The 19,662-nt window shown below is 72.3% G+C and carries 26 protein-coding genes; 13 read left to right on the forward strand and 13 right to left on the reverse strand.

Translation table 11 applies throughout. The features are described 5' to 3' along the window. The first annotated feature begins 38 nt into the window (after positions 1-38). On the forward strand, positions 39-1,040 hold the full coding sequence (locus ACZ6S0_RS30105) for a GlxA family transcriptional regulator (RefSeq protein ID WP_465922683.1): 1,002 nt from the start codon (positions 39-41) through the stop codon (positions 1,038-1,040). Between the two features lie 99 nt (positions 1,041-1,139). Further along, positions 1,140-1,715 carry a hypothetical protein gene (locus ACZ6S0_RS30110; protein ID WP_465922684.1) on the forward strand — a complete coding sequence of 192 codons (576 nt, stop codon included), beginning with the start codon at positions 1,140-1,142 and terminating at the stop codon, positions 1,713-1,715. A gap of 55 nt (positions 1,716-1,770) precedes the next feature. Here ACZ6S0_RS30110 and ACZ6S0_RS30115 read toward each other — a convergent pair whose 3' ends face one another. Next, the gene (locus ACZ6S0_RS30115; RefSeq protein ID WP_465922685.1) at positions 1,771-2,565 is read right to left on the reverse strand and encodes a lysostaphin resistance A-like protein; all 795 of its coding nucleotides are present in this window, start codon (positions 2,563-2,565) and stop codon (positions 1,771-1,773) included. A 123-nt stretch (positions 2,566-2,688) separates the two neighbouring features. On the opposite strand from ACZ6S0_RS30115, the gene ACZ6S0_RS30120 reads away from it, so the two are divergent. Together ACZ6S0_RS30120 and ACZ6S0_RS30125 are read left to right on the forward strand one after the other, a co-directional pair. Continuing rightward, a complete protein-coding gene (locus ACZ6S0_RS30120) occupies positions 2,689-3,855 on the forward strand; it encodes a sensor histidine kinase (protein ID WP_465922686.1) in 1,167 nt (388 codons plus the stop codon). 32 nt (positions 3,856-3,887) lie between these two features. Beyond that, positions 3,888-4,496: a response regulator gene (locus ACZ6S0_RS30125; RefSeq protein ID WP_465922955.1), complete on the forward strand. Its 609-nt coding sequence runs from the start codon at positions 3,888-3,890 to the stop codon at positions 4,494-4,496. Here the strand turns inward: ACZ6S0_RS30125 and ACZ6S0_RS30130 are convergent. After that, complete coding sequence (locus ACZ6S0_RS30130) at positions 4,473-5,468, reverse strand: helix-turn-helix transcriptional regulator (RefSeq protein WP_465922687.1); 996 nt, start codon at positions 5,466-5,468, stop codon at positions 4,473-4,475. The genes ACZ6S0_RS30125 and ACZ6S0_RS30130 overlap by 24 nt on opposite strands. Positions 5,469-5,520: 52 nt before the next feature. On the opposite strand from ACZ6S0_RS30130, the gene ACZ6S0_RS30135 reads away from it, so the two are divergent. Then, complete coding sequence (locus ACZ6S0_RS30135; protein ID WP_465922688.1) at positions 5,521-6,666, forward strand: epoxide hydrolase family protein; 1,146 nt, start codon at positions 5,521-5,523, stop codon at positions 6,664-6,666. Positions 6,667-6,697: 31 nt separating this feature from the next. Here the strand turns inward: ACZ6S0_RS30135 and ACZ6S0_RS30140 are convergent, their stop codons facing one another. Continuing rightward, entirely contained in the window at positions 6,698-7,345 is a 648-nt protein-coding gene (locus tag ACZ6S0_RS30140; protein ID WP_465922689.1) for a LysR substrate-binding domain-containing protein, read from the reverse strand. Between the two features lie 17 nt (positions 7,346-7,362). Between ACZ6S0_RS30140 and ACZ6S0_RS30145 the strand changes: the two genes are divergently transcribed. Together ACZ6S0_RS30145 and ACZ6S0_RS30150 are read left to right on the forward strand one after the other, a co-directional pair. Beyond that, positions 7,363-8,577: an MFS transporter gene (locus ACZ6S0_RS30145; protein ID WP_465922690.1), complete on the forward strand. Its 1,215-nt coding sequence runs from the start codon at positions 7,363-7,365 to the stop codon at positions 8,575-8,577. Between the two features lie 56 nt (positions 8,578-8,633). After that, positions 8,634-9,020, forward strand: a complete 387-nt coding sequence (locus ACZ6S0_RS30150; protein WP_465922691.1) for a VOC family protein — start codon at positions 8,634-8,636, stop codon at positions 9,018-9,020. Between the two features lie 5 nt (positions 9,021-9,025). On the opposite strand, the gene ACZ6S0_RS30155 is transcribed toward ACZ6S0_RS30150, so the two are convergent. Continuing rightward, on the reverse strand, positions 9,026-9,724 hold the full coding sequence (locus ACZ6S0_RS30155) for a DUF4386 domain-containing protein (protein ID WP_465922692.1): 699 nt from the start codon (positions 9,722-9,724) through the stop codon (positions 9,026-9,028). A 215-nt stretch (positions 9,725-9,939) separates the two neighbouring features. Between ACZ6S0_RS30155 and ACZ6S0_RS30160 the strand changes: the two genes are divergently transcribed. Beyond that, positions 9,940-10,917 (forward strand): AraC-like ligand-binding domain-containing protein, encoded by a 978-nt coding sequence (locus ACZ6S0_RS30160; protein WP_465922693.1) that lies wholly within the window; start codon positions 9,940-9,942, stop codon positions 10,915-10,917. A 12-nt stretch (positions 10,918-10,929) separates the two neighbouring features. Here ACZ6S0_RS30160 and ACZ6S0_RS30165 read toward each other — a convergent pair whose 3' ends face one another. Next, the gene (locus tag ACZ6S0_RS30165) at positions 10,930-11,520 is read right to left on the reverse strand and encodes a TetR/AcrR family transcriptional regulator (RefSeq protein ID WP_465922694.1); all 591 of its coding nucleotides are present in this window, start codon (positions 11,518-11,520) and stop codon (positions 10,930-10,932) included. Positions 11,521-11,607: 87 nt separating this feature from the next. Between ACZ6S0_RS30165 and ACZ6S0_RS30170 the strand changes: the two genes are divergently transcribed. Both ACZ6S0_RS30170 and ACZ6S0_RS30175 read left to right on the forward strand, forming a co-directional pair. Beyond that, complete coding sequence (locus ACZ6S0_RS30170; protein WP_465922695.1) at positions 11,608-12,834, forward strand: glycosyltransferase; 1,227 nt, start codon at positions 11,608-11,610, stop codon at positions 12,832-12,834. A 97-nt stretch (positions 12,835-12,931) separates the two neighbouring features. Continuing rightward, positions 12,932-13,525, forward strand: a complete 594-nt coding sequence (locus ACZ6S0_RS30175; protein WP_465922696.1) for a type II toxin-antitoxin system Phd/YefM family antitoxin — start codon at positions 12,932-12,934, stop codon at positions 13,523-13,525. Between the two features lie 27 nt (positions 13,526-13,552). Here ACZ6S0_RS30175 and ACZ6S0_RS30180 read toward each other — a convergent pair whose 3' ends face one another. The 7 genes from ACZ6S0_RS30180 to rpmG all read right to left on the reverse strand — a co-directional run bounded on the left by ACZ6S0_RS30180 (position 13,553) and on the right by rpmG (position 16,625). Further along, complete coding sequence (locus tag ACZ6S0_RS30180; RefSeq protein WP_465922697.1) at positions 13,553-13,747, reverse strand: hypothetical protein; 195 nt, start codon at positions 13,745-13,747, stop codon at positions 13,553-13,555. Next, positions 13,708-14,973: an MFS transporter gene (locus ACZ6S0_RS30185; RefSeq protein ID WP_465922698.1), complete on the reverse strand. Its 1,266-nt coding sequence runs from the start codon at positions 14,971-14,973 to the stop codon at positions 13,708-13,710. The genes ACZ6S0_RS30180 and ACZ6S0_RS30185 overlap by 40 nt, the downstream gene beginning before the upstream one ends. 161 nt (positions 14,974-15,134) lie before the next feature. Beyond that, positions 15,135-15,437: a hypothetical protein gene (locus ACZ6S0_RS30190; RefSeq protein WP_465922699.1), complete on the reverse strand. Its 303-nt coding sequence runs from the start codon at positions 15,435-15,437 to the stop codon at positions 15,135-15,137. A 265-nt stretch (positions 15,438-15,702) separates the two neighbouring features. Beyond that, positions 15,703-15,870, reverse strand: coding sequence for a 50S ribosomal protein L32 (gene rpmF / locus ACZ6S0_RS30195; RefSeq protein WP_344873060.1), 168 nt, complete (start codon positions 15,868-15,870; stop codon positions 15,703-15,705). 2 nt (positions 15,871-15,872) lie between these two features. Continuing rightward, complete coding sequence (gene rpsN / locus ACZ6S0_RS30200; RefSeq protein ID WP_465922700.1) at positions 15,873-16,172, reverse strand: 30S ribosomal protein S14; 300 nt, start codon at positions 16,170-16,172, stop codon at positions 15,873-15,875. Next, a complete protein-coding gene (rpmB, locus tag ACZ6S0_RS30205; protein WP_465922701.1) occupies positions 16,172-16,408 on the reverse strand; it encodes a 50S ribosomal protein L28 in 237 nt (78 codons plus the stop codon). Before rpmB ends, rpsN begins: the two co-directional genes overlap by 1 nt. 52 nt (positions 16,409-16,460) lie before the next feature. After that, the gene (rpmG, locus tag ACZ6S0_RS30210) at positions 16,461-16,625 is read right to left on the reverse strand and encodes a 50S ribosomal protein L33 (RefSeq protein ID WP_344873054.1); all 165 of its coding nucleotides are present in this window, start codon (positions 16,623-16,625) and stop codon (positions 16,461-16,463) included. Positions 16,626-16,698: 73 nt separating this feature from the next. Here rpmG and ACZ6S0_RS30215 point away from each other — a divergent pair, with 73 nt between their 5' ends. Together ACZ6S0_RS30215 and rpsR are read left to right on the forward strand one after the other, a co-directional pair. Continuing rightward, on the forward strand, positions 16,699-17,841 hold the full coding sequence (locus ACZ6S0_RS30215) for a CobW family GTP-binding protein (RefSeq protein ID WP_465922702.1): 1,143 nt from the start codon (positions 16,699-16,701) through the stop codon (positions 17,839-17,841). Then, the gene (rpsR, locus tag ACZ6S0_RS30220; protein ID WP_465922703.1) at positions 17,838-18,065 is read left to right on the forward strand and encodes a 30S ribosomal protein S18; all 228 of its coding nucleotides are present in this window, start codon (positions 17,838-17,840) and stop codon (positions 18,063-18,065) included. Before ACZ6S0_RS30215 ends, rpsR begins: the two co-directional genes overlap by 4 nt. A 29-nt stretch (positions 18,066-18,094) precedes the next feature. Here the strand turns inward: rpsR and ACZ6S0_RS30225 are convergent, their stop codons facing one another. Next, the gene (locus tag ACZ6S0_RS30225) at positions 18,095-18,235 is read right to left on the reverse strand and encodes a hypothetical protein (RefSeq protein ID WP_465922704.1); all 141 of its coding nucleotides are present in this window, start codon (positions 18,233-18,235) and stop codon (positions 18,095-18,097) included. A gap of 253 nt (positions 18,236-18,488) precedes the next feature. On the opposite strand from ACZ6S0_RS30225, the gene ACZ6S0_RS30230 reads away from it, so the two are divergent. Continuing rightward, positions 18,489-19,661 carry a glutathione-independent formaldehyde dehydrogenase gene (locus ACZ6S0_RS30230; RefSeq protein ID WP_465922705.1) on the forward strand — a complete coding sequence of 391 codons (1,173 nt, stop codon included), beginning with the start codon at positions 18,489-18,491 and terminating at the stop codon, positions 19,659-19,661. Position 19,662 lies beyond the last annotated feature (1 nt).

Genomic DNA, 19,662 nt, shown 5'->3' on the forward strand with positions numbered 1-19,662 from the left:
ACCATGTCCATTCCGACACGTAGACCACACATTCGGACATGACGCATCGGGTCGCCTTCCTGGTGTTCGACGGCGTGACCCTGCTCGACGTCAGCGGGCCTCTGGAGGTGCTGCACCAGGCGGGCCGGTTCGGCCACCCCTACGCGCCGGTCCTGGTCTCCCCCCGCGGCGGCGACGTCCCGGCGGCCTCCGGTGCGACGCTGGCCGCGACGACCGCGGCGGCCGACGCCGGGCCCGTCGACACGGTCGTGGTCGCCGGGGCCGACCACCTCGCCGTGCGCGGCCCCGACGACGAACTGCTGACGGCCGCCCGCACCCTCGCCGACCAGGCGGCACGGGTCGCCTCCGTCTGCAGCGGCGCCTTCGTCCTCGCCGCGCTCGGCCTGCTCGACGGCCGCCGGGCGACCACCCATTGGCGGCACGCGCAGACCCTCGCCCGCCGCCACCCCCGCGTACGCGTCGAGCCGGACGCCCTCCACGTCCGGGACGGCCGCTACCTGACCTCGGCCGGGATCAGCGCGGGCATCGATCTGGCACTCGCGCTGGTGGAGCACGACCACGGAGCGGACGTGGCCCGCGACATCGCCCGCGAGCTGGTCGTGTTCATGCAGCGCCCGGGGGGCCAGTCACAGTTCTCGACGGCGCTGGCGACCCCGCCGGCGCGCGGCGACCTGCTCCGTTCGCTGACCGCGTCCGTGCTCGCCGACCCGGCCGCCGACCACAGCCTGCCCGCCATGGCCGCGTACGCCGCCGTCAGCACCCGGCACCTCACCCGGCTGTTCCAGACAGAGCTGAACACCACCCCGGCCCGCTGGGTCGAGCGCGTCCGCCTCGACCACGCCCAGCAGCTCCTCCTCAGCGGGCACAGCATCACCTCCGCGGCGCACCACAGCGGCCTCGGCAGCGACGAAACCCTGCGCCGCGCCTTCGCCCGCCACCTCGGCACCACCCCCACCGAATACCGCAGACGCTTCGCCACCACCCACCGGCAGAGCCCGTCACCGCCTCGCGATCCCGCCGAGCAACGTCAGCACCGATGACGCCGGCCCCGGCTCTGTCGACCAGGCGGGGCTCCCCTCTCCCCGACGCGGCACCCGCATCCGCCGAACCTTTCCGTCATCCGCCGCATCCAATCCGGCATGACCAAGATTCAGAAGCTCGCCGCCCTGTCCGCACTGCCCGTGGCCGCGGCCCTCGTTGCGTTCCCCGCCCAGGCGGCGGAGCGCCCAAGCTGCCCCGTCCCCACCAAGGCGGAGGCGAAGCGGTCGGCCGACTCCAAGATCGACAAGCCCGCGAGGGGCGCCGCCGCCATCGAGGGCGTCCGCGTCAACCACCTCCCGAAGGGCTTCACGTACGGACAGGTCGTCGTCACCAAGCACGACGGCATCACCGAGTACGGCTACCAGTGGTCGGACGACCGCGACGGCACGGACCGCCGGCACCGGTCGCTGTGGGTGCGGGTGGTGTGCTGGCCGAAGGCGAGCACGCTGGCGCAGCTCAAGAACGCGCCGTTCGAGGTCGGCACGTTCTCCGGCGACACGAAGACCGCGAAGATCGGCGGCCGTCAGGTGCTCACCCAGGAGGGCGACGGCGCGCTCGGCCACGGCCGCTACGCGGGCTGGGTCGAGCGCAAGGGTGTCGTCGTCACCGTGATGGCCGCCCAGCCGCTCGTGCCGGAGCTGGCGAAGATCATCAAGGGCATCCGGCTGAGCTGACACTCACCGATCGCGCTCTCTCCCTTGGCCCGGCCGGCGCTCAGCACCAGCCGGGTCAGCGGACCGACCGGGCGCGCGGACCCGTTCGAGAACGTTTCGCCGGAAGAGCCAGCACAAGCACCGCGGCCAGCGACAGAGCGACCGCCTGGATGACGAGCTGGATCCCGTAGTTCACCGCCTGCACGGGGACGGCGGCGCTCACGTAGACGGACGCGTGCACGCCCACCGCCATCCACAGCCTGCCGGTCCACTCGCGGGCCGCTCCGCACAGAAAGGCGAGCGCGGTGGCCTGCACGGCGAACAGCACCTTCTCCACGGCTCCCGACGCCGGGCTGCTCGAGAGAAGGTGCAGGGCGCCGAAGGACACGGAGGTGACGGCCAGGGTCGCGCGCGGGCCGAGCCGGGTCGAGAGAGCGTCCCAGAGGTGGCCGCGGAACATCAGCTCCTCGGGGAACGCGGCCCGCAGCACGATCAAGAGAGTGGCCAGGGGCAGCATGGCGAGTGACGGAGCGTCGTTCTGCGGTGCGGGCGGCCAGGTGGCCGCGCCCAGCCACACCGACACGACGTTCGCGCCGAGCAGGGGAATGAGTCCCGTCACCAGGCCGAGCAGCACCTGTGGCGCCGCCCACCAGGTCCAGCCCACCCCGAGGCCGGACCACCAGGGGCGGGCACGGCTGACGAAGCGGCGGTAGAGGAAGAGCAGCGCCAGGGCCAGCACCGATGGCAGAACCGTAGCCGACAGGCCCTGCGCCGCGCTGGACGGGGGGAAGACGCCGGAGATCGCATTGCCGCCCACCATCATCGCGAAGAACATGGCGATGGTGACGAGAATCGTGCCGAGAATTCGCATGGCGGCACGCTAGGCGTGGCGTGATCATGAACACATCGCGCCCGGGACAGAGACGAGCATGACCGAAGTCATGGTGACCGTGGAGGGAGGTCCTGAAGGCCGGAGCCGCGTAGGGTCCGGAGGGTGAAATTTCGTGATCCGGAGCGATTGGGGCTGCTCACCGTCGCCTTCTGGGTCGTGTACGCGGCGATGCTGGCCGGCGGGGTCGTCTCGGCGGCCGAACGTGGCTGGAGCGGGCTGGGGCCGTTCCTCGGCCTGATGGCGCTGGTGGGCGCTCTGCGGCTGGTCCTGCCCTGGAGCCAGGACGCGAGCGCGCCGCGCAAGCTGGCCGCTCCCGCACTGCTGGTGGTCCTGCCACTGGCCGGCCAGTTCGTGGACGGGCTGCACACGGCCAACGTCCTCGTCGCGATGGTGCACCTGGCCCTGCTGTACGGCATGCGCGTCGCCGTCGCCGCCGTGTCCGCCTACGTCACGGGAATGGGCGCGCTGACAGCGCTGCCGGCCGGTGCGGAGTGGATGGAGGCGCTCGGCCAGGTCGTGCTGCTGGCGTTGTTCGGCATCTTCGCGCTGATCATGGCCGCGGCCCTGCTCGAGGCCCGGCGGCAGCGCGCCGAGGCGCAGCGGCTGATCGGGCGGATCAGGGAGCTGGCCGTCGCGGAGGAACGCGCCCGGATGGCCAGGGACATGCACGACTCGATCGGCCACCAGCTCACCCTGATCAAGATGAACCTGGAGAACGCGGAGAGGTTCCGGCAACGCCGACCGGCGGCGGTCTGGCAGGAGGTGCGGCAGGCCAAGGAGATGACCGTGCGGGCACTGGCCGACGCGCGCCGATGGGTACGCGCCCTGCGACCGCTCGCGCTGGACGGGCGCATGGGCAGTCAGGCGCTGGCCGAGCTGGCCGGCTCGTTCGAGGGCACCGGTGTGGAGGTGCGCTTCGAGGTGGCCGGCGACGAACGCCGCATCGACCCGGATGCCGAGCTGGTGCTCTATCGCGTCCTGCAGGAGAGCCTGACGAACGCCCTGCGGCACGCCGAGGCCAGGCGGATTCTGGCCCGGCTGGACTTCGGCGACCAGCGCGTGTCGCTGGCGGTCGGTGACGACGGCAAGGGCGCAGGAGACGGGACGGACGAGGCGGCGGCGTCCCCGGCCGGGTTCGGGCTCACGTCCCTGGCCGCGCGGGTCCACGGAATCGGCGGGACCTTTCTGGCGGGCAACGCGCCCGGCGGCGGGTTCGAGGTGCGGGCCGAGGTGCCGCTGGCCCGTACCGGTCTGGGGAGCAGGTCGTGATCCGGGTGCTGATCGTCGACGACCAGGCGCTGATGCGGCAAGGGCTGCGGAAGCTGCTGGAGGTCGAGGACGGGATCGAGGTGGTGGGGGAAGCCGGGGACGGGGAGCAGGCACTGGCGGCCCTGCCGCGCTGCGCCCCTGACGTGGTGCTGGTCGATGCGAGAATGCCGCGCATGGACGGGGTCGAGCTGGTCGCCCGGCTGAGCGCCGCGCACCCGGGGGTCGCCGCGCTGGTGCTCAGCACGTTCGAGGAGGACGCGTACGTCTTCGGCACCCTGCGGGCGGGAGCCCGTGGCTACCTGCTCAAGGACTGCTCGCCCGAGGAACTGGTCGCCGGCATCAGGAAGGCGTACGAAGGGGAGACCGTGCTGGACGGGCCCGTGGCGACCCGGCTGGTGACGGAGTTGCGCCGCCGGCCCGAGCCCTTCGGCGAACGGCTTCGCGGGCACGAGCCCCTGTCGCGCAGGGAGCTGGAGGTCGCCAGGCTGATCGCGGTGGGGGCGACGAACCGGGAGATCGCCGCCCGGCTGTTCATCACCGAGGGCACGGTGAAGAATCACGTGTCGAGCATGCTCCGCAAGCTGGGACTGCGTGACCGTACCCGGCTCGCGCTTCATCTACGGGAGCCGACCGGCGGATGACCGGTCGTCGCGTGGGCCGGGGACGCCCGCCGCGTCGAGGAGGCGGGCGCCGAGGGCGCGGACGTGTTCGACGAGTTCGGGCGGCTCGTGCACCTCGAACGGGGCGCCGAGTTGCGCGACCCACGCGGCCAGCACATCGAGGGAGTCGGCGCCGGCGTTGACCACGCACGTGTCGTCCGTGGCCGGTTCGACCGCCGCGACGGTGGGCGGCATCCGGGCGGCGACGACGTCGGCGGGCGCGCGCACGGTGAACCGGCCGCGATAGCGGTACGGATAGGTGGAGATCCGCTCCGACACGTAGCGGGTGAGGTCGCCGCCGGGCGGCTCGCGGGGCGCGAAGCGCGGCCCGTTCGGCGTACGCAGCCGCATCCGGTCGACGCGGAACATCCGCCAGTCGCTCCGGCCGGTGTCCCACGCCACCAGGTACCAGCGGCGTCCCGAGCTGACCAGCCGGTGCGGCTCGGCGGTGCGGCGGCCCTCGGCGCCGTCGCGGGCGCGGTAGTCGAACCGCAGGCTCTCCCGGTCGCGCACGGCCGTGGCGATCGCGGTGAGCACGGCCGGGTCCACCGCGCCGGACGGGGACCGCAGCGGCACCGTGGCCGAGCGCAGGGCGCCGACGCGCTGCCGGAGCCGGGGCGGGAGCACCTGCTCGAGTTTGACCAGCGCGCGGACCGAGGTCTCCTCGATCCCGGCCACGCCGGAGGCCACGGCGGTGCCGAGCCCGACGGCGACCGCGACGGCCTCGTCGTCGTCGAGCAGCAGCGGCGGGACCCCGGTGCCGGCGCCGAGGCGGTATCCGGGCGTCCCGGCGGTGGCGTGCACGGGGTATCCCAGCTCGCGCAGCCGGTCCACGTCACGGCGGATGGTCCTGGCCGAGACGCCCAGCCGCTCGGCCAGCTCGGCCCCCGGCCAGTCCCTGGGCGCCTGCAGCAGTGACAGCAGCCGCAGCAGCCGCGCCGAGGTCTCCAACATGATGGCCCTCCTAGGACCGAACCTGTCCTAACCAACGTCTACGTTAGCCGACATGAACGAGAACCCGCAGATCAACCCGTTCCATATCGACGTCCCGCAGGCGCAGCTCGACGACCTGCGCGACCGGCTCGCCGCCACCCGCTGGCCGGACGAACTGCCCGGGGTCGGCTGGTCCTACGGCGTCCCCGCCGACTACGCGCGCCGGCTGGCCGACTACTGGCGCACCCAATACGACTGGCGCGCCGCCGAAGCCCAGTTGAACGCGTTCCCGCAGTTCACGACGGAAATCGACCGGCAGAACGTGCACTTCCTGCACGTACGCTCGCCCGAGCAGGACGCGCTCCCGCTGATCATCACGCACGGCTGGCCAGGCTCGGTCGCCGAGTTCACGAAGATCATCGGGCCGCTCACCGACCCCGCCGCGCACGGCGGCGACCCGTCCGACGCGTTCCACGTCGTCGCCCCGTCGATCCCCGGATTCGGCTTCTCCGGGCCGACCACCGAGCCCGGCTGGGACATGGGCCGCGTCACCGGGGCGTGGGCCGAGCTGATGCGCCGCCTGGGCTACCAGCGCTACGGCGCGCAGGGCGGCGACACCGGCGCGGTCATCTCACCGATGCTCGGCCGCGCCGACGCCGCGCACGTCGTGGGCGTGCACGTCAACGGCGGGCTCGGCTTCCCGACGGGCGACCCGTCCGAGTTCGAGGGGCTCACCGAGGCCGAGCTGGCCCGGCTCGGCCAGTACCAGGACCAGGACGGCTCGGGCTACGCGATAATCCAGGCGACCCGGCCGCAGACGCTGGCGTTCGGCCTGCACGACTCTCCCGCCGGGCAGATGGCGTGGATCGCCGAGAAGTTCAAGGAGTGGACCGACCCGGCGCGCGAGCTTCCCGAGGACGCAGTCGACATCGACCAGTTGCTCACCGACATCAGCATCTACTGGTTCACCGGGACCGCCGGGTCCTCGGCCCGCCTCTACAAGGAGTCGCAGGCGTCGTGGGGCACCGCCACCGCGTACTCGCCGGTGCCGCACGGTGTCGCCGTCTTCGCCAATGACCCGGGCGTCCGCCGGATCGCCGAACGCGACCACAAGGTCGTGCACTGGTCGGAGTTCGACCGGGGCGGCCACTTCGCCGCCATGGAGGCGCCCGACCTGCTCGTCGAGGACATCAGGGCCTTCTTCCGCACGGTGCGGTGACGCCTCGGGGCGGCGGCCCGCATGCGAGGAGTCACGGCGCCGCGTCGCCCTGGTCCGCCCCGTCGAGCACTTCCCGCGCGGTCCGGGCGAATGCTTCGAGACGAATGTCCGTTTTACGAGTAAGCCAGGCCAACGCCGTCCGCGACGACGGAATTCCCGTGATCGGGACGTAAGTCACCCCCGGGTAACGGTAATGCCGGGCGAATGAGGTGACGGTCAGATGCACCAGTTCCCCGAGAGCGACGAGCGGAAGCAGTTCGCCCATGGAATGCACGGTCAGCCGGGGGATGAGCCGGCCGCTGGGCGTCCGGGGAGGAATGAAGGCGTCCATCAGCTCCCGGGGAATTTTCGGCATGTGCGTCACCTTGACCCCGGCCAGATCTTCCACCGTCACGTCGTCGCGGCCGGCGAACGGGTGATCGACGGCCACGGCCAGCATCCGGGCCTCGTCGCTGATCATCGGCCCGATCGTCAGGTCGGGCGCGGAGTTCGGCAGCCGCACCACGAGAACGTCTCCCCGCCCTGACCGCAGCCACTCCAACTGGTTCTCCATGGAGACGTCCCGCGCCATCACGCGGCAGGCGGGATGGCGACGCTCGAAGGTGCGGATGACGGAGGTCAGGTGAGAGCCGGCGTAGGTCGGCGGGTCGAACAGGCCCAGGTGGACCGTCCCCGCCACGCCGCAGGTCGTGTCACGTGCCGTGCGGAGAGCCGCGACGAGCGACTCGTGCGCGGCTCGCACTGAGCGCGTTCGTCATGGGCACGGCCGAGTTCGTGCTCACCGGGCTGCTGCCCGACGTGGCGTCCGACCTCAAGGTGTCGCTGCCCGCGGCGGGCCTGCTGATCTCCGCCTACGCGCTGACGATCGTCGTCGGCGGCCCGGTCTTCGTGGCGGCCGGCACCCGGCTCCCGCGGCGTTCCCTGCTCCTGGCCGCCGCGGCCGTGTTCGTCGTCGGCAACCTGGTGGGGGCGTTCGCGCCGAACTATCCGGTGCTGATGGCGAGCCGGGTGCTCAGCGCTCTCGGGCAGGGGGCGTTCCTGCCGATCGCGGCGGTGCTCGCCGCCGAACTGGTCGCCCCTCGGCAGCGATCCCGGGCGATCGCCGTCGTGTTCGCCGGCGGGACCATCGCCAACGTGGTGGGCACCCCGCTGGGCACGATCCTGGGCCAGCAGCTCGGCTGGCGGGCGACGTTCTGGGCCATCGCCGCTCTCGCCGCGGGGGCCCTCGTCCTGAGCCGGATCACCCTGCCCGGCACGCCGCCGCCGGACGTCCCGCCCACCCTGCGGCGTGAGCTGCTCACCTTCGGCCGCGCGCAGGTATGGTTCACGCTGGCGATCGGCATGGCGGCCTTCGGCGGCCTGTTCGCCATGCTGACCTACGTCACGCCCCTGCTCACCTCGGTCGGCGGGTTCCCGGGGACCGCGGTCGCGTGGCTGCTGGCGCTGTTCGGGCTCGGGCTCCTGGCCGGGAACACCCTCGGCGGCTGGGCGGGCGGACGCGACCAGGTTCGCGCGCTCGGGGTGGCGCTCGCGGTGATCGTCGCCGGCCTCGCGGTCCTCGCCGTCGGCGCGGCCGAACCCCTGCTGGCGGCCTCGGCACTCACCGTGGTCGGCGCCGCGGCCTTCGCGGTCGTCGCGCCGTTCCTGACCAGGCTCGTCGAGCAGGCCGTCGAGGCGCCGCTGCTGGCCACCGCGGCGGGCGGCTCCGCGCTCAACCTCGGCGCGGCGGTCGGCGCGTACCTGGGCGGCGTGTCGCTGTCCTGGCTGGGCTACGCCGGGCCGCCCGCGACCGGCGCCGTCGTCGCGTCGGCCGGGCTGATCGTCGTGGCCGTCGCCGCGTGGCACGCCCGCCGCGCCCCGGACCGCCCTCCGGCTCCGGTACCGGCCGCCGTCGTGCCCGCGCGCGACTGACCTCGGCCCACACCTGGCTGTTTCCCATCCCGACACGTTTGGAGAAAGGACTGCGCATGGCAATCGAGTTCAACCACACGGTGGTCTCGGCGCGGGACAAGGATCGATCGGCCGCCTTCCTCGCCGAGGTGCTCGGCCTGCCGGAGCCTTCGGCGTTCGGCCCCTTCGCGGTGGTCGAGACGTCCAACGGCGTCAGCCTGGACTTCATCGCCGCGGACGGGCCGGTGGTCTCGCAGCACTACGCGTTCCTGATCTCGGAGGACGAGTTCGACGCCGTCTGGGACCGGCTGCGCGCCCGCGGCATCACGTACTTCGCCGATCCGGGTCACCAGAAGGCGGACACGATCAACACGAACGACGGCGGGCGCGGAATGTACTTCGCCGACCCCGACGGGCACAACCTGGAAGTGATCACTCGCCCCTACGGCAGCGGCCCGGCGTGACCGGCTCACCACGCGCCAGTCGCGCTGGCGGCCCGTGAGGTCCTTGCCGTGAAACCCCGCACGATCAGCCACACTGCCAGGACCAGGCTTTGCAGGGCCGACGGCACGTTCATGGCCAGGTAGAGCGGCGTGACGACCTCCGTCAGCCCGACCAGCACCAGGAGGCTCGCCACCGCGGCCGCCCCGGCCCCGAGCAGCCCCCACGCGGACAACCACCGAGGGACGAGCCCCGACCGATAGAGGACACCGAACAGCAGCAGATCCCCGAGGCTCAGCGAGACGATCAACGCGACATGATTCACCAGGTCGCGCGCCGTCCTCAGCAACTCGCCCAGCGCCTCGACGTGGGACGCGCCCGAGGCGCCGACGCGGGCGAACTCCTGTCCCAGCACCAGAAACAAAGGCAGCAAAATGACGCCGACGAAGTGGAACGCCACCGCGATCAGCCTGAATCCCACGAACCCCAGGCCGAGCGTTTCGTTCTCCCTCCTCAACACCGGATAAAGGCACAGCGCGAACCCCGCGTAGGCGGGGATCATGAGGAACTGAAAAATCGCACCGCCAACCACCTGGCTCTCATTCGCGGAAACGAGAGCCAGGTAGTTCGGCTCTTCGAGCACGGGGACAACACTCAACACCCCGGCGACCATCCCCACGATGATCAGCACCCCGGCAATCGCGGCTGCTCGCCTGTCCACGGCCATGACACCTCTCCCCGCACAGGCCGACGCGAGCCGACCACAACCCCCCCTTACGGTCGTAAGGACCACCTCGAAGCTACCCCTTACACCCGTAAGGCCGCAAGGGCGTCGTTTACCGGGCGCCCCGAACCCTGGTCCGACCGAGGGACGCATTAGGCTGCTCTGTACACCTCTCGCCTCCGCGCTATGACGGCCCACTTCCGACTCCGGGGGGACAAATGGCGATAGAGACGATCTTCTCCACCAATCACCTACCGGCGCGGCAGCGATATGACGGCTGGCGCGAACTGACCGCCAAAACCCACGTCCCCACCCTTTTCACCAGCGAATACGCCTCCGATTTCCGGGCGCGGCTGGGAGTGGTGGACCTGGGTTCCGTGCAGATCACCGCGATGACCCATCCCCCGCTCACCACCCGCCGGCCCTCCCGCCTGATCCGGCGGTCCGACCCGGAGATGTACGTGCTGGGGATGATCCGGCGAGGGAACGCGCGCTTCTCCCAAGCCGACCGGCACTTCGTCGCGGCCGAAGGGGACCTGCTGCTGTACGACACCTCACAGCCGTTCGCCGGAGAAACCCACGCCCAGGACGACACCTGCTCCGAGGTCACCGTCCATGTGCCCAAGGCGTTGCTCCCCCTACGACTGGACCCCGCGGCCAACGGGATCATGCCCGCGCTCCTGCCTGGCACCGCGGGTATCGGGGGCCTGCTCAAAGGGGTCCTCCAACACCTGATCACCGACACGAGCCCCTTACGCCCGGCGGACACCGTCCGGGTCGGCGGCGTCGTGGTGGACCTCCTGACCTCGCTCGTCGCCCACGAACTCGAAGCCGACACCCACCTGCCGCCGGAGACCCGCGAGGCCACGCTGGGCATGCAGATCCACGCCTTCATCGAGCGGCACCTGAGCGACCCGCTGCTGTCGCCGTCCACGATCGCCGCCGCCCACCACGTCTCGGTCCGGTACGTCCAGCGCATCTTCCAACGTCAGGGCCGCACGATCAGCGGCTGGATCAGAGAACGACGCCTGGACCACTGCCGCCGCGACCTCTCCGATCCCGCCCACGCGTCACAACCCGTGCACGCCATCGCCGCCCGCTGGGGACTGCCCCACCCGCAACACTTCAGCCGCGCCTTCAAAAGGGCCTACGGCATGGCGCCCCAGGACTACCGTCGCATGACCTCACACCAGTGACCCCAGCCGCCCTCAACGCCCGCCGCGCATTCGCCTGAGCTGGTGGTCGACGGCCGACACGGCGTCCTCGGTCGTGTAGTGGCCGATCAGGACGGGGTTCACCATCCCTTGGGCGAAGGCGAACAGCATGACCGCCTCCTGGTCGGCGTCGAGGTCGCCCGCCACCTGCCCGGCCGCCTGGGCGGCCCTGATCTGGCCGGCGTAGAAGCCCACGACGTGCGGCAGACCCTCCCGCAGCAGGGCGGCCAGGTCGCCGGCCACGACCGAGCGGGCGAGGAAGGCCAGCCCCACGCGGGCCTCGAAGCGGCGTTCCTCGTCCAGGGGCAGCAGTTCCAGCAGGGCCACGCGCAGGAGGCCCAGCGGGGTGCCGTCATGCGGGGCAGCGGCCACCCGGAGGCTGATCCGGGTGTTGAGGTGCCCCAGGGCCAGCAGGAGCATCTCGTCCTTGCTGGCGAAATAGTGCTGCACCGCGCCCATCGACATGCCGGCCTCGGCCGCGACCTCACGCAGGCTGACGCTGTCCATGCCCTTGGCGTCGATGACGCGGTGTACGGCCTCGGCGATGTGCCGCCGGCGCGCCTCGTGGTCGACGATCTTCGGCATCCGTTCCAACTTTTATCATGCGGTCGCATTGCCATAGGCGTCCGCCGTTAATACCATGCGACTGCATGATAAACGGAGGTGGGGCTCATGCGCGTACTGATCGTCGGGGTGGGCACACGGGGCGACGTCGCGCCGTACGCCGGGCTGGGGGTGCGGCTGCGTGCGGCCGGTCACGAGGTGGCGATCGCCTGCCACCCTCCGCACGCCGCGCTGGTGACCGGCACGGGCCTGGAGCACCGCGCCATACCCGGCGACCCGCTCCCGCTGCTTCCCGTGGGCAAGGGCGGGGCGCGGGTTCCGCCGGCCGCCAAGCTGGCCATGTTCGCCGAGTACAGCGGGCAGGTCACCGACGGCGTCGTCCGGGCCGCGGAGCAGGGGGCGGACGTCCTGCTTCTCAACGTGGCCGGTTCGGCCGGATACCACGTCGCCGAGGCCATGAACGTGCCGAGCGTGGGGGTGCACCTGCAGCCGGTGGAGCCCACCGGGGAGTTTCCGCCCGTCTTGAGCGCTCTCAACCGGTCGCTCGGACGGTGGGGGAACCGCACCGCGGCGCGGCTGGCGTTCGCGATGCCCTCGCCTGCGCACGTCGGATCGGCCAAGGACTTGCGGGCCAGGCTCGGGCTGCCGCCGATGCGCTCGCGGGCCGTCTACCGGCGGCGGGAGGCCAGCCGATGGCCGGTGCTGCACGGGTTCAGCCCGTCGGTGCTGCCCCGGCCCGCGGACTGGCGGGAAGGGCTGGAGGTGACGGGCTACTGGTGGCCCGTCCGCCCGCCGGGGTGGCGGCCGGACGCGCGCCTGCGCGACTTCCTGGCGTCGGGCCCGCCTCCGGTGTACGTCGGCTTCGGCAGCCAGGCGGGCCCGCGCGCCGAGCACTACACCGACCTCGCCCTGCGCGCCCTGCGACTGGCCGGTCTGCGCGGCGTGCTGCAGACCGGCGTGCCAGAGGCGCTGGACGACGACGTGCTCGGTGTCGGGGACGTGCCGCACGACTGGCTCTTCCCGCGCGTGGCCGCCGTTGCCCACCACTGCGGCAGCGGCACCACCGGGGCCGGGGTGCGGGCGGGCGTGCCGGCCGTCGGGCTGCCCGCGCTGGCCGACCAGCCGCTCTGGGCGTCCCGGCTGGTCGCGCTCGGCGTGGCCCCGTCGTCGATCCCGTTCCGCCGCCTGTCCCCCGAACGGCTCGCGGCCTCGCTCCGCACCGTCGTGACCGAGCCCTCCTACCGGCGCCGGGCCGCGGCACTCTCGGAACGGCTCCAGGCCGAGGACGGCGCCGGTGCCGTGGTGGAGGCGCTGGGCAAGCTCACAGGCCCCTGAGCAGCACTCGCGCGGGCGTCGAACATCCTTCACTGCCGCACACCGCCCCGTCGAGCGTCGGCTTGCGAGATTTCGTAAGGCTCCTTACGATATTTACATGATCAACTCGGAGCGGTTGCCGTACGACGAGCTGGCGGCTCGCCTCGGCACCCCCTTCTCCGTCGAAGACGCCCGCGCCACCTGGAGTTCACTCATCGAGGAGGCCAAGAACGGCAACACGGTCCTGATCACCCGGGAGCGCTGGCAGTGGGCCGGGCTGGTGCCGCTGTCGAAGGTGGGCGGGGTCTGGAGCGGCCTGCCCCTCATCCCGGTGTCGACGGCGCGGTCCAAGCTCGGCGACCTCGTCCGCCAGGTCAGCGACCCGTACGGGGAGCCCGTCCTGCTGGGCCGCCACCGCACCCCGGTCGCCGGCCTGATCGCGGCCCACGCCCTGCTGGACCGGGCCCCCTCAGACCTTCCGGCCACCGACGCGCTGCTGGTCGGCGGGCACACCGTCACGCTCTCCTTCGATCCGGTGGAAGGGCTGGCCCTGGCCGTCGCCCGCGACCAGGACGGCGGCGAGATCTCCGCCGGGGCGGGACGCAACGCCCGCGAAGCGCTCCGCGCCCTGTCCAAGCCGCTGCCGTGGCCCCGGCCGGACCAGCTCTCCACCGGCACGTCCGATACGCCTGGCACGTCCGCGCCTGAGTAGGCGGCGGCGCTCACCGCACGGGCGCGCTCATGCCGACGGCCGGGCCGTGGAGCCGGGCAGGAGGTGTTCGAACAGTCTCTCACTGAGGTCGCCGAGCTGGCTGACCTGTTCGGGCGACAGGACGTCGATCAGGTGGACGCGGACGCTCTCGACGTGACGCGGGGCCGCGGCCCGCAGGGCGGTCAGCCCTTCGCCGGTGAGTACGGCGAGCCGGCCGGCCACCTGCCGATGAGCGCGGCGGCCAGGCACGCGACGGCGCCGAGCGCCAGCGCGTAGCGCGAACTGGCCACGTCGGAGAGGGCGCCGATGATCGGCGATCCGATGGGCGTGCTGCCGACGAGCGCCATCGACCAGAGCGCGGTGATCCGGCCGCGGTACTCGGGATCGGATTCGAGCTGGACCGTGGAGTTGCCCGTGGTGAGGAACGTGATGCTGGCCGCGCCGACCAGGACGCAGGCCGCCACCGCGAGCGGCAGGGTGGGAGCCACCGCCACGAGACCGACCGCGATCGCGTAACAGAAGGCGACGTTCGTGAGCCGCCGCACGCCCGTCCTGGCCGACCAGGCCGCGATGAGGCCCCCTGCCACGGCCCCCGCACCGAGGCCGCCGATCAGCCAACTGTAGGCCGTCTCCGGGCCGTGGAACGTCTCGCGGGCCAGGAGCGGCAGGCTGACCTCGAACTCGAAGGTGAAGGTGCCGACCACCGCCATCATCAGCAGCGGGCGACTGATCGCAGGCACGCCCGCGGCGTAGCGCAGTCCAGCGCGCAGTTGGCCGCGGGCGCGCGACACCGTCGGGGTGGGATGCAGGCGGCCGGTGTCGAAGAGGAGCAGGGAGGCGATGACGCAGCAGAAGCTCACCGCGTTCACCACGAAGCACCAGCCGATGCCGACCGTGCCGACCAGGGCCGCCGCGATCGTGGGGCCGATGACGCGGGCGACGTTGACGGAGGTGCTGTTCAGCGTGACCGCGTTGCGGATCAGGGAGCGGCCGACCACCTCGTGGACGAACGCCTGCCGCGCCGGGTTGTCCACGGCGCTCAGGACGCCGAACGCCACCGCCAGGACCACCACCTGCCAGATCCGGATCTCCCCCGTCAGCACGCTCACGCCGAGGACGGCGGAGATGAGGCCCAGCCCCGCCTGGGTGACGAGCAGCAGGCGGCGTTTGTCGCAGCGGTCGATGAGCAGCCCCGCGTACGGCGACAGCAGCAGGATCGGCGCGTACCTGGCGGAGGTGATCAGCCCGAGGACGGTGCCGGAGTCGGTCAGGCGCAGGATGAGCAGCGCCTGGGCGACCGTCTCCACCCAGGTGCCGATGAGGCTGAGCGACTGTCCGGAGACGTAGCGGCGGAAGTTCGGCACCCTCAGGGCGGCCAGCATGGCCTGGCGGTGGTTCCGGGACGCTGCCTGGCCCGGCGTCGGCGGCTCGGCGGCGCTGCCGGGCATGACGGCCTCCTTCGCGAGCCGGGCGGCGGAGTTCGGCGGGCGATCTCGCGCGCCTCACCGGGCCGCGGCGGTGCTGTCCAAGGGCGTTCCAGGACGGCAGGTCAGCACCGCCGACCCCTATCGATCACGCGTGCGCGGCCGTGCCCGTGCGGGCGATCGGGTCAGTGGTCGTCCCAGTGCCCCGCGTGCGCGGCGTGGCGGTGCCCGTCGTGGACGTAGTCGACATGGTCACCGTGCGGGACGGCCACGTGCCCGCAGTCCGGCCCGTGCTGGTGGTCGTGCCCGCCGTGCGCGACGTGCTTGCCGGGGTCGCACTCGTCCACGTGACCGTCATGGAGGCGATGCAGGCAGCCGTCGTGGACGTAGTCGACATGGTCACCGTGCGGGATCGCCACGTGCCCGCAGCCGGGACGATGGGTGTGGGGGTGATTGTCGTGGATGCGGTGCTCGGCGGTCACGGACATGTCGAGGCTCCTGATGGTTCGCGGACGGGCTCCTTGAGGTGGCTTGCCCAGCGGCATCCGATCGATCGCCGTCTTGGCTGGTCGCTGCCTCGAGATTGGCGGAGCCTTTGACACGGCTCCCCGCCCCGGACCTGCCGCCCCCGGACCTGCCGCCCCGGGCCTGCCGCGCAGGACGGCCGGGTCCGGCGACGGCCCGTCCGTCGTCACCTGCCGTGCCGCCGCGCCCGGCGTGTCCGCGCACGGCAGGTGGGACCGAGGCTTCGGCTCAGCCGACGGTGATCAGGCCCCGCTGGTAGGCGCGTACGAGGCGGCGCGGCACGAGCAGCTCGCGCCCGTTCACGGTGATCGGGACGAGGTCGGGCACGGCGGCCTTCCACTGGCTGCGGCGGTGGCGGGTGTTGCTGCGGGAGGTCCTCCGCTTGGGGACGGCCACGGCTACCAGCTCGCCTTCGTCACGCCGGGCAGCTCGCCCCGGTGGGCCATCTCGCGGAAGCGCACCCGGGAGAGCCCGAACCTGGTCAGGTGACCGCGGGGGCGGCCGTCCACGGAGTCGCGGTTGCGTACGCGGGTGGCGCTGGCGTCACGCGGCTGGCGGGCCAGCTCGCGTACGGCGTCGGCACGCTGCTCCGGGGAGCCGGTGCGGATGATCGCCTTCAGCTCGGCGCGTCGTTCGGCATGGCGGGCGACGACCGCTTTGCGCCGCTCGTTGGCGGCGATCTTGCTCTTCTTGGCCATCAGACCTGCTCTCCTCGGGCGCGGATGCGCGCGACCGCCCGCTCGATGCCGATCTTGTCGACGGTCCTGATCGCGCGGGCGCTGAGCGTCAGGCGGACGTGGCGGCCCTCGCCGGGCAGCCAGTAGCGGCGTTGCTGGATGTTGGGGTCCCAGCGGCGGCGGGTGCGCCGGTGGGAGTGGGACACGTTGTTGCCGAAGACCGGTTTGGCGCCGGTGAGCTGGCAGTGGGCGGACATCAGTTCCCTTCGGTGAACGCGACCGGGTGCGGGGGCGGGTGGTGGGGTCGTCTCACCGTTCCTCCCGGAACAGGACGTGCCCGCGGACGGTCGGGTCGTACTTGCGCAGGGTGAGCCTGTCGGGAGTGTTCCTGCGGTTCTTCCTGGTCACGTAGGTGTATCCGGTGCCCGCCGTCGACCGGAGCTTGATCACGGGGCGCACCTCGTTTCTGGCCACAACAGTTCCCTTCCATGTGCGATCGTGTGCCATGATAACGAAAACGATTTTCATCTTAACCATTGGAGGTTACGTGCCCACCCCGGTCGTCCTCGTCGCGGGCCTGCACGCCACGGCCCGCACCGTCACCGTCGATCGGCTGCTCGCCGGGCATCCCGGCGCGGTCGCCGTCCACCACGACCTGAGGGAGGTCGTTGGCGGCCGCGTTCGGCGCAGCGTCCGCGAACGCACGAGGGTGCTCGACACGGCCGAGGTACGGCTCGCGCACGGCTGCGTCACCTGCACCGTGCGCGAGGACCTGCTCCCCCAGCTCGTCACGCTCGCACCCCGCGCCTCGCTGCTGGTCGTGGAGCTGTGGGACTCGGTGGAGCCCCGGTCCGTGGCCGAGGCCCTCGACTGCGAAGAGGCCCGGGAGACCCTGCGGCTCACCGCCGTGCTGACCGCGCTCGACGCGGCGGCCATGCCCCTCGACCTCACCCGCGGCGAACGCCTCCGCGAGGTCGGCAGGTCCGCGGCCGCCGGCGATCAGCGCTACCTGGCCGAGGTGCTGGTCCGCCAGCTCGAATACGCGACCGCCCTGGTGCTGCACGGCGGCGACGAGGACGACCGGAACCTGTCGCGCCGCGTGCTCACCCACCTCACCCCCTTCACCCCGGTCCATCCGGTACGGGCCCTGCCCCCGGTCACCAGCGCCCGGCTCCGCGCCGCCGACCTGGCCGAACGCGTCGATCCGGCCACCGCCCAGTTGCCCGGCGACGCCCGTACCAACGAGATCGTCACCGCCGTCTGGCACAGCCGCCGTCCCCTGCATCCCGCCCGCCTGTTCGAGGCCGTGGACGAGCTGGTCACCGAGTCGGTACGCTCGCGCGGCCGCTTCTGGCTGGCCACCCGGCCCGACCACCTGCTCTCCTGGGACGCCGTCTCCGGCATCGTCTCGATCGAGGACGCCGGCCCCTGGCTGGCCGCGCTCCCCGAGGCCGCCCGGGAGCAGGTCTCCCCCGCCCGCCACCTGGCCGCCGCCCTCGACTGGGGCGACGAGCACGGCGACCGCGTCCAGCGCCTGGCCTTCACCGGCCCCGACCTGGACGCCGACCGCCTCCGCGCCCTGCTCGACTCCTGCCTGCTCACCCCCGGCGAGGAGGCCGCGGGCCCGGACGCCTGGGCGGGCTACGACGACCCGTTCGCCCCCATCCTTACCGTCAAGGAGACCGCGTGAAGACCCGCCGCACCCCGCGCAGAAAGCCCAACCCGCTCCTGAACGTCGACCGCGTCGACTACAAGGACACCGCGCTGCTGCGCAAGTTCATCTCCGACCGGGGCAAGATCCGCAGCCGCCGCGTCACCGGCGTCACGGTGCGGCAGCAGCGCCAGATCGCCAGGGCCGTCAAGAACGCCCGCGAGATGGCCCTGCTCCCCTACGCCTCGCGTCCCGCCCCGTGAACCCGTGAAGCGGGCGCGCGCTCGCCGGGTCAGCCGGGAGCGCGGAGTTCGTCCGGCAGCCGGTCGCCCGTCACGGCGGCGCGGATCATGGCCGTGAACAGCTCGGGCCGCTCACCGTTCCACGCGTGCCCCACGCCGTCGGGGCCCGCCTCTTCGACAAAGATCGCCACATTCGCCATGCTGGCACACTCGTCCTGTCCGTGCGGGTCTGGTCAGCGCTGGTCGGCTCCCGCCGGATCTTCCGGCCCGGCACGCCGTACGCCGCCCTTCGCCGCGAGTCTTAGCGGGGCCTTGGTCGGCGGTAGACCGGGAAAGGGCGAAAGGGTTCATAAGGTGGCGATCAGTGGGTCGCGGACACGTCCGCGGCGCGGCCTCGGATGAGCTGACGGGGGTTCGGGTGGCTGAGAGCGCTGGGCGGCGCGGATGAAGGCCGTCGTCTTCGCCGATACGCGTTCTGTCGAGGTGCGGGACGTCCCCGACGCGGTGATCGAGGAGCCCGACGACGTCGTCGTCCGGATCACTTCGAGCGCGATCTGCGGCACGGACCTGCACATGTACGACGGCCGCACGGGCGCCACGCCCGGCCTGGTGCTGGGGCACGAGCCGCTGGGCGTCGTCGAGCAGGTGGGCCCGTCGGTCGAGACGGTCAGGGCCGGGGACCGAGTGGTGATCCCGACGCATGTGTACTGCGGGGTGTGCGTCAACTGCGCGCGCGGGTTGTCGGCGGCGTGCCTGCGGGTGCGTCCCGGAAGCTTCGGCGCGGCGTACGGCTATGCCGGGATGGGGCCCTACCGCGGTGCCCAGGCCGAGCTGCTGCGGGTTCCGTTCGCCGATGCCAACTGCGTCAAGGTGCCCGGAGAGCCGGGCGACGACCTCGAAGACGACCTGGTGTTGCTGGCCGACGCGTTCGTGACCGGCTGGCACGCGACCGAGCTGGGGCAGGTGAGCGCCGGGGCGACGGTGGCGGTGTTCGGCGCGGGGACCATCGGCCTGCTCGCGGCCTACAGCGCGCTGCTGAAGGGGGCGGCCGAGGTCTACGTCGTCGACCGGGTGACCGAACGGCTGGACAAGGCGGGCGAGATCGGCGCCGTACCCGTCGACCTGCGGCGGGGGGACCCGGTGGAGCAGATCCGCGAGCTGCGCCGGGCCGTGGGGCCCGAGCCGGGCGAGGAGGCGATGCGCGGCGTCCAGGTGGGCATCGACGCGGTGGGGTTCCAGGCCCGCGACCGCCTGGAACCCGACGTGGAGAACCCGACGCAGGTCATCGGCGACCTCGCCCGGCTGATCAACCCGGCCGGGCATCTGGGCGTCGCCGGCGTCTACGCCGAGAAGGACCTGCACCCCGCTCCCCAGGGGCACGCCGACGGCCGCCTGACGGTGCCGTGGGCGACGCTGTTCGCCAAGGGGGTCTCGGTGCGGTTCGGCCGCACGCACGACCGTCGCTACACCGTGCTGCTGCGTGACCTGGTGCTGTCCGGACGGGCCCGGCCCAGCGTCGTGGTCACCCATCACGGCCGGCTGGAGGACGCGCCGGAGCTGTTCGCGGCGTTCGACCGGCGCGCCGACGGGGTCGTCAAGGCCGTCCTGCGGCCATGAC

Source organism: Nonomuraea sp. NPDC051298, from assembly GCF_055586305.1.

What these genes read in the sequence shown, in the direction of transcription:
- ACZ6S0_RS30105 (WP_465922683.1), top strand. Translation starts at nt 39, where the DNA reads ATGACGCATCGGGTCGCCTTCCTGGTGTTCGACGGCGTGACCCTGCTC.
- ACZ6S0_RS30110 (WP_465922684.1), top strand. Translation starts at nt 1,140, where the DNA reads ATGACCAAGATTCAGAAGCTCGCCGCCCTGTCCGCACTGCCCGTGGCC.
- ACZ6S0_RS30115 (WP_465922685.1), bottom strand. Translation starts at nt 2,565, where the DNA reads ATGCGAATTCTCGGCACGATTCTCGTCACCATCGCCATGTTCTTCGCG.
- ACZ6S0_RS30125 (WP_465922955.1), top strand. Translation starts at nt 3,888, where the DNA reads ATGCGGCAAGGGCTGCGGAAGCTGCTGGAGGTCGAGGACGGGATCGAG.
- ACZ6S0_RS30130 (WP_465922687.1), bottom strand. Translation starts at nt 5,468, where the DNA reads ATGTTGGAGACCTCGGCGCGGCTGCTGCGGCTGCTGTCACTGCTGCAG.
- ACZ6S0_RS30135 (WP_465922688.1), top strand. Translation starts at nt 5,521, where the DNA reads ATGAACGAGAACCCGCAGATCAACCCGTTCCATATCGACGTCCCGCAG.
- ACZ6S0_RS30150 (WP_465922691.1), top strand. Translation starts at nt 8,634, where the DNA reads ATGGCAATCGAGTTCAACCACACGGTGGTCTCGGCGCGGGACAAGGAT.
- ACZ6S0_RS30155 (WP_465922692.1), bottom strand. Translation starts at nt 9,724, where the DNA reads ATGGCCGTGGACAGGCGAGCAGCCGCGATTGCCGGGGTGCTGATCATC.
- ACZ6S0_RS30160 (WP_465922693.1), top strand. Translation starts at nt 9,940, where the DNA reads ATGGCGATAGAGACGATCTTCTCCACCAATCACCTACCGGCGCGGCAG.
- ACZ6S0_RS30165 (WP_465922694.1), bottom strand. Translation starts at nt 11,520, where the DNA reads ATGCCGAAGATCGTCGACCACGAGGCGCGCCGGCGGCACATCGCCGAG.
- ACZ6S0_RS30170 (WP_465922695.1), top strand. Translation starts at nt 11,608, where the DNA reads ATGCGCGTACTGATCGTCGGGGTGGGCACACGGGGCGACGTCGCGCCG.
- ACZ6S0_RS30175 (WP_465922696.1), top strand. Translation starts at nt 12,932, where the DNA reads ATGATCAACTCGGAGCGGTTGCCGTACGACGAGCTGGCGGCTCGCCTC.
- ACZ6S0_RS30185 (WP_465922698.1), bottom strand. Translation starts at nt 14,973, where the DNA reads ATGCCCGGCAGCGCCGCCGAGCCGCCGACGCCGGGCCAGGCAGCGTCC.
- ACZ6S0_RS30190 (WP_465922699.1), bottom strand. Translation starts at nt 15,437, where the DNA reads ATGTCCGTGACCGCCGAGCACCGCATCCACGACAATCACCCCCACACC.
- rpsN (WP_465922700.1), bottom strand. Translation starts at nt 16,172, where the DNA reads ATGGCCAAGAAGAGCAAGATCGCCGCCAACGAGCGGCGCAAAGCGGTC.
- rpmB (WP_465922701.1), bottom strand. Translation starts at nt 16,408, where the DNA reads ATGTCCGCCCACTGCCAGCTCACCGGCGCCAAACCGGTCTTCGGCAAC.
- ACZ6S0_RS30230 (WP_465922705.1), top strand. Translation starts at nt 18,489, where the DNA reads ATGAAGGCCGTCGTCTTCGCCGATACGCGTTCTGTCGAGGTGCGGGAC.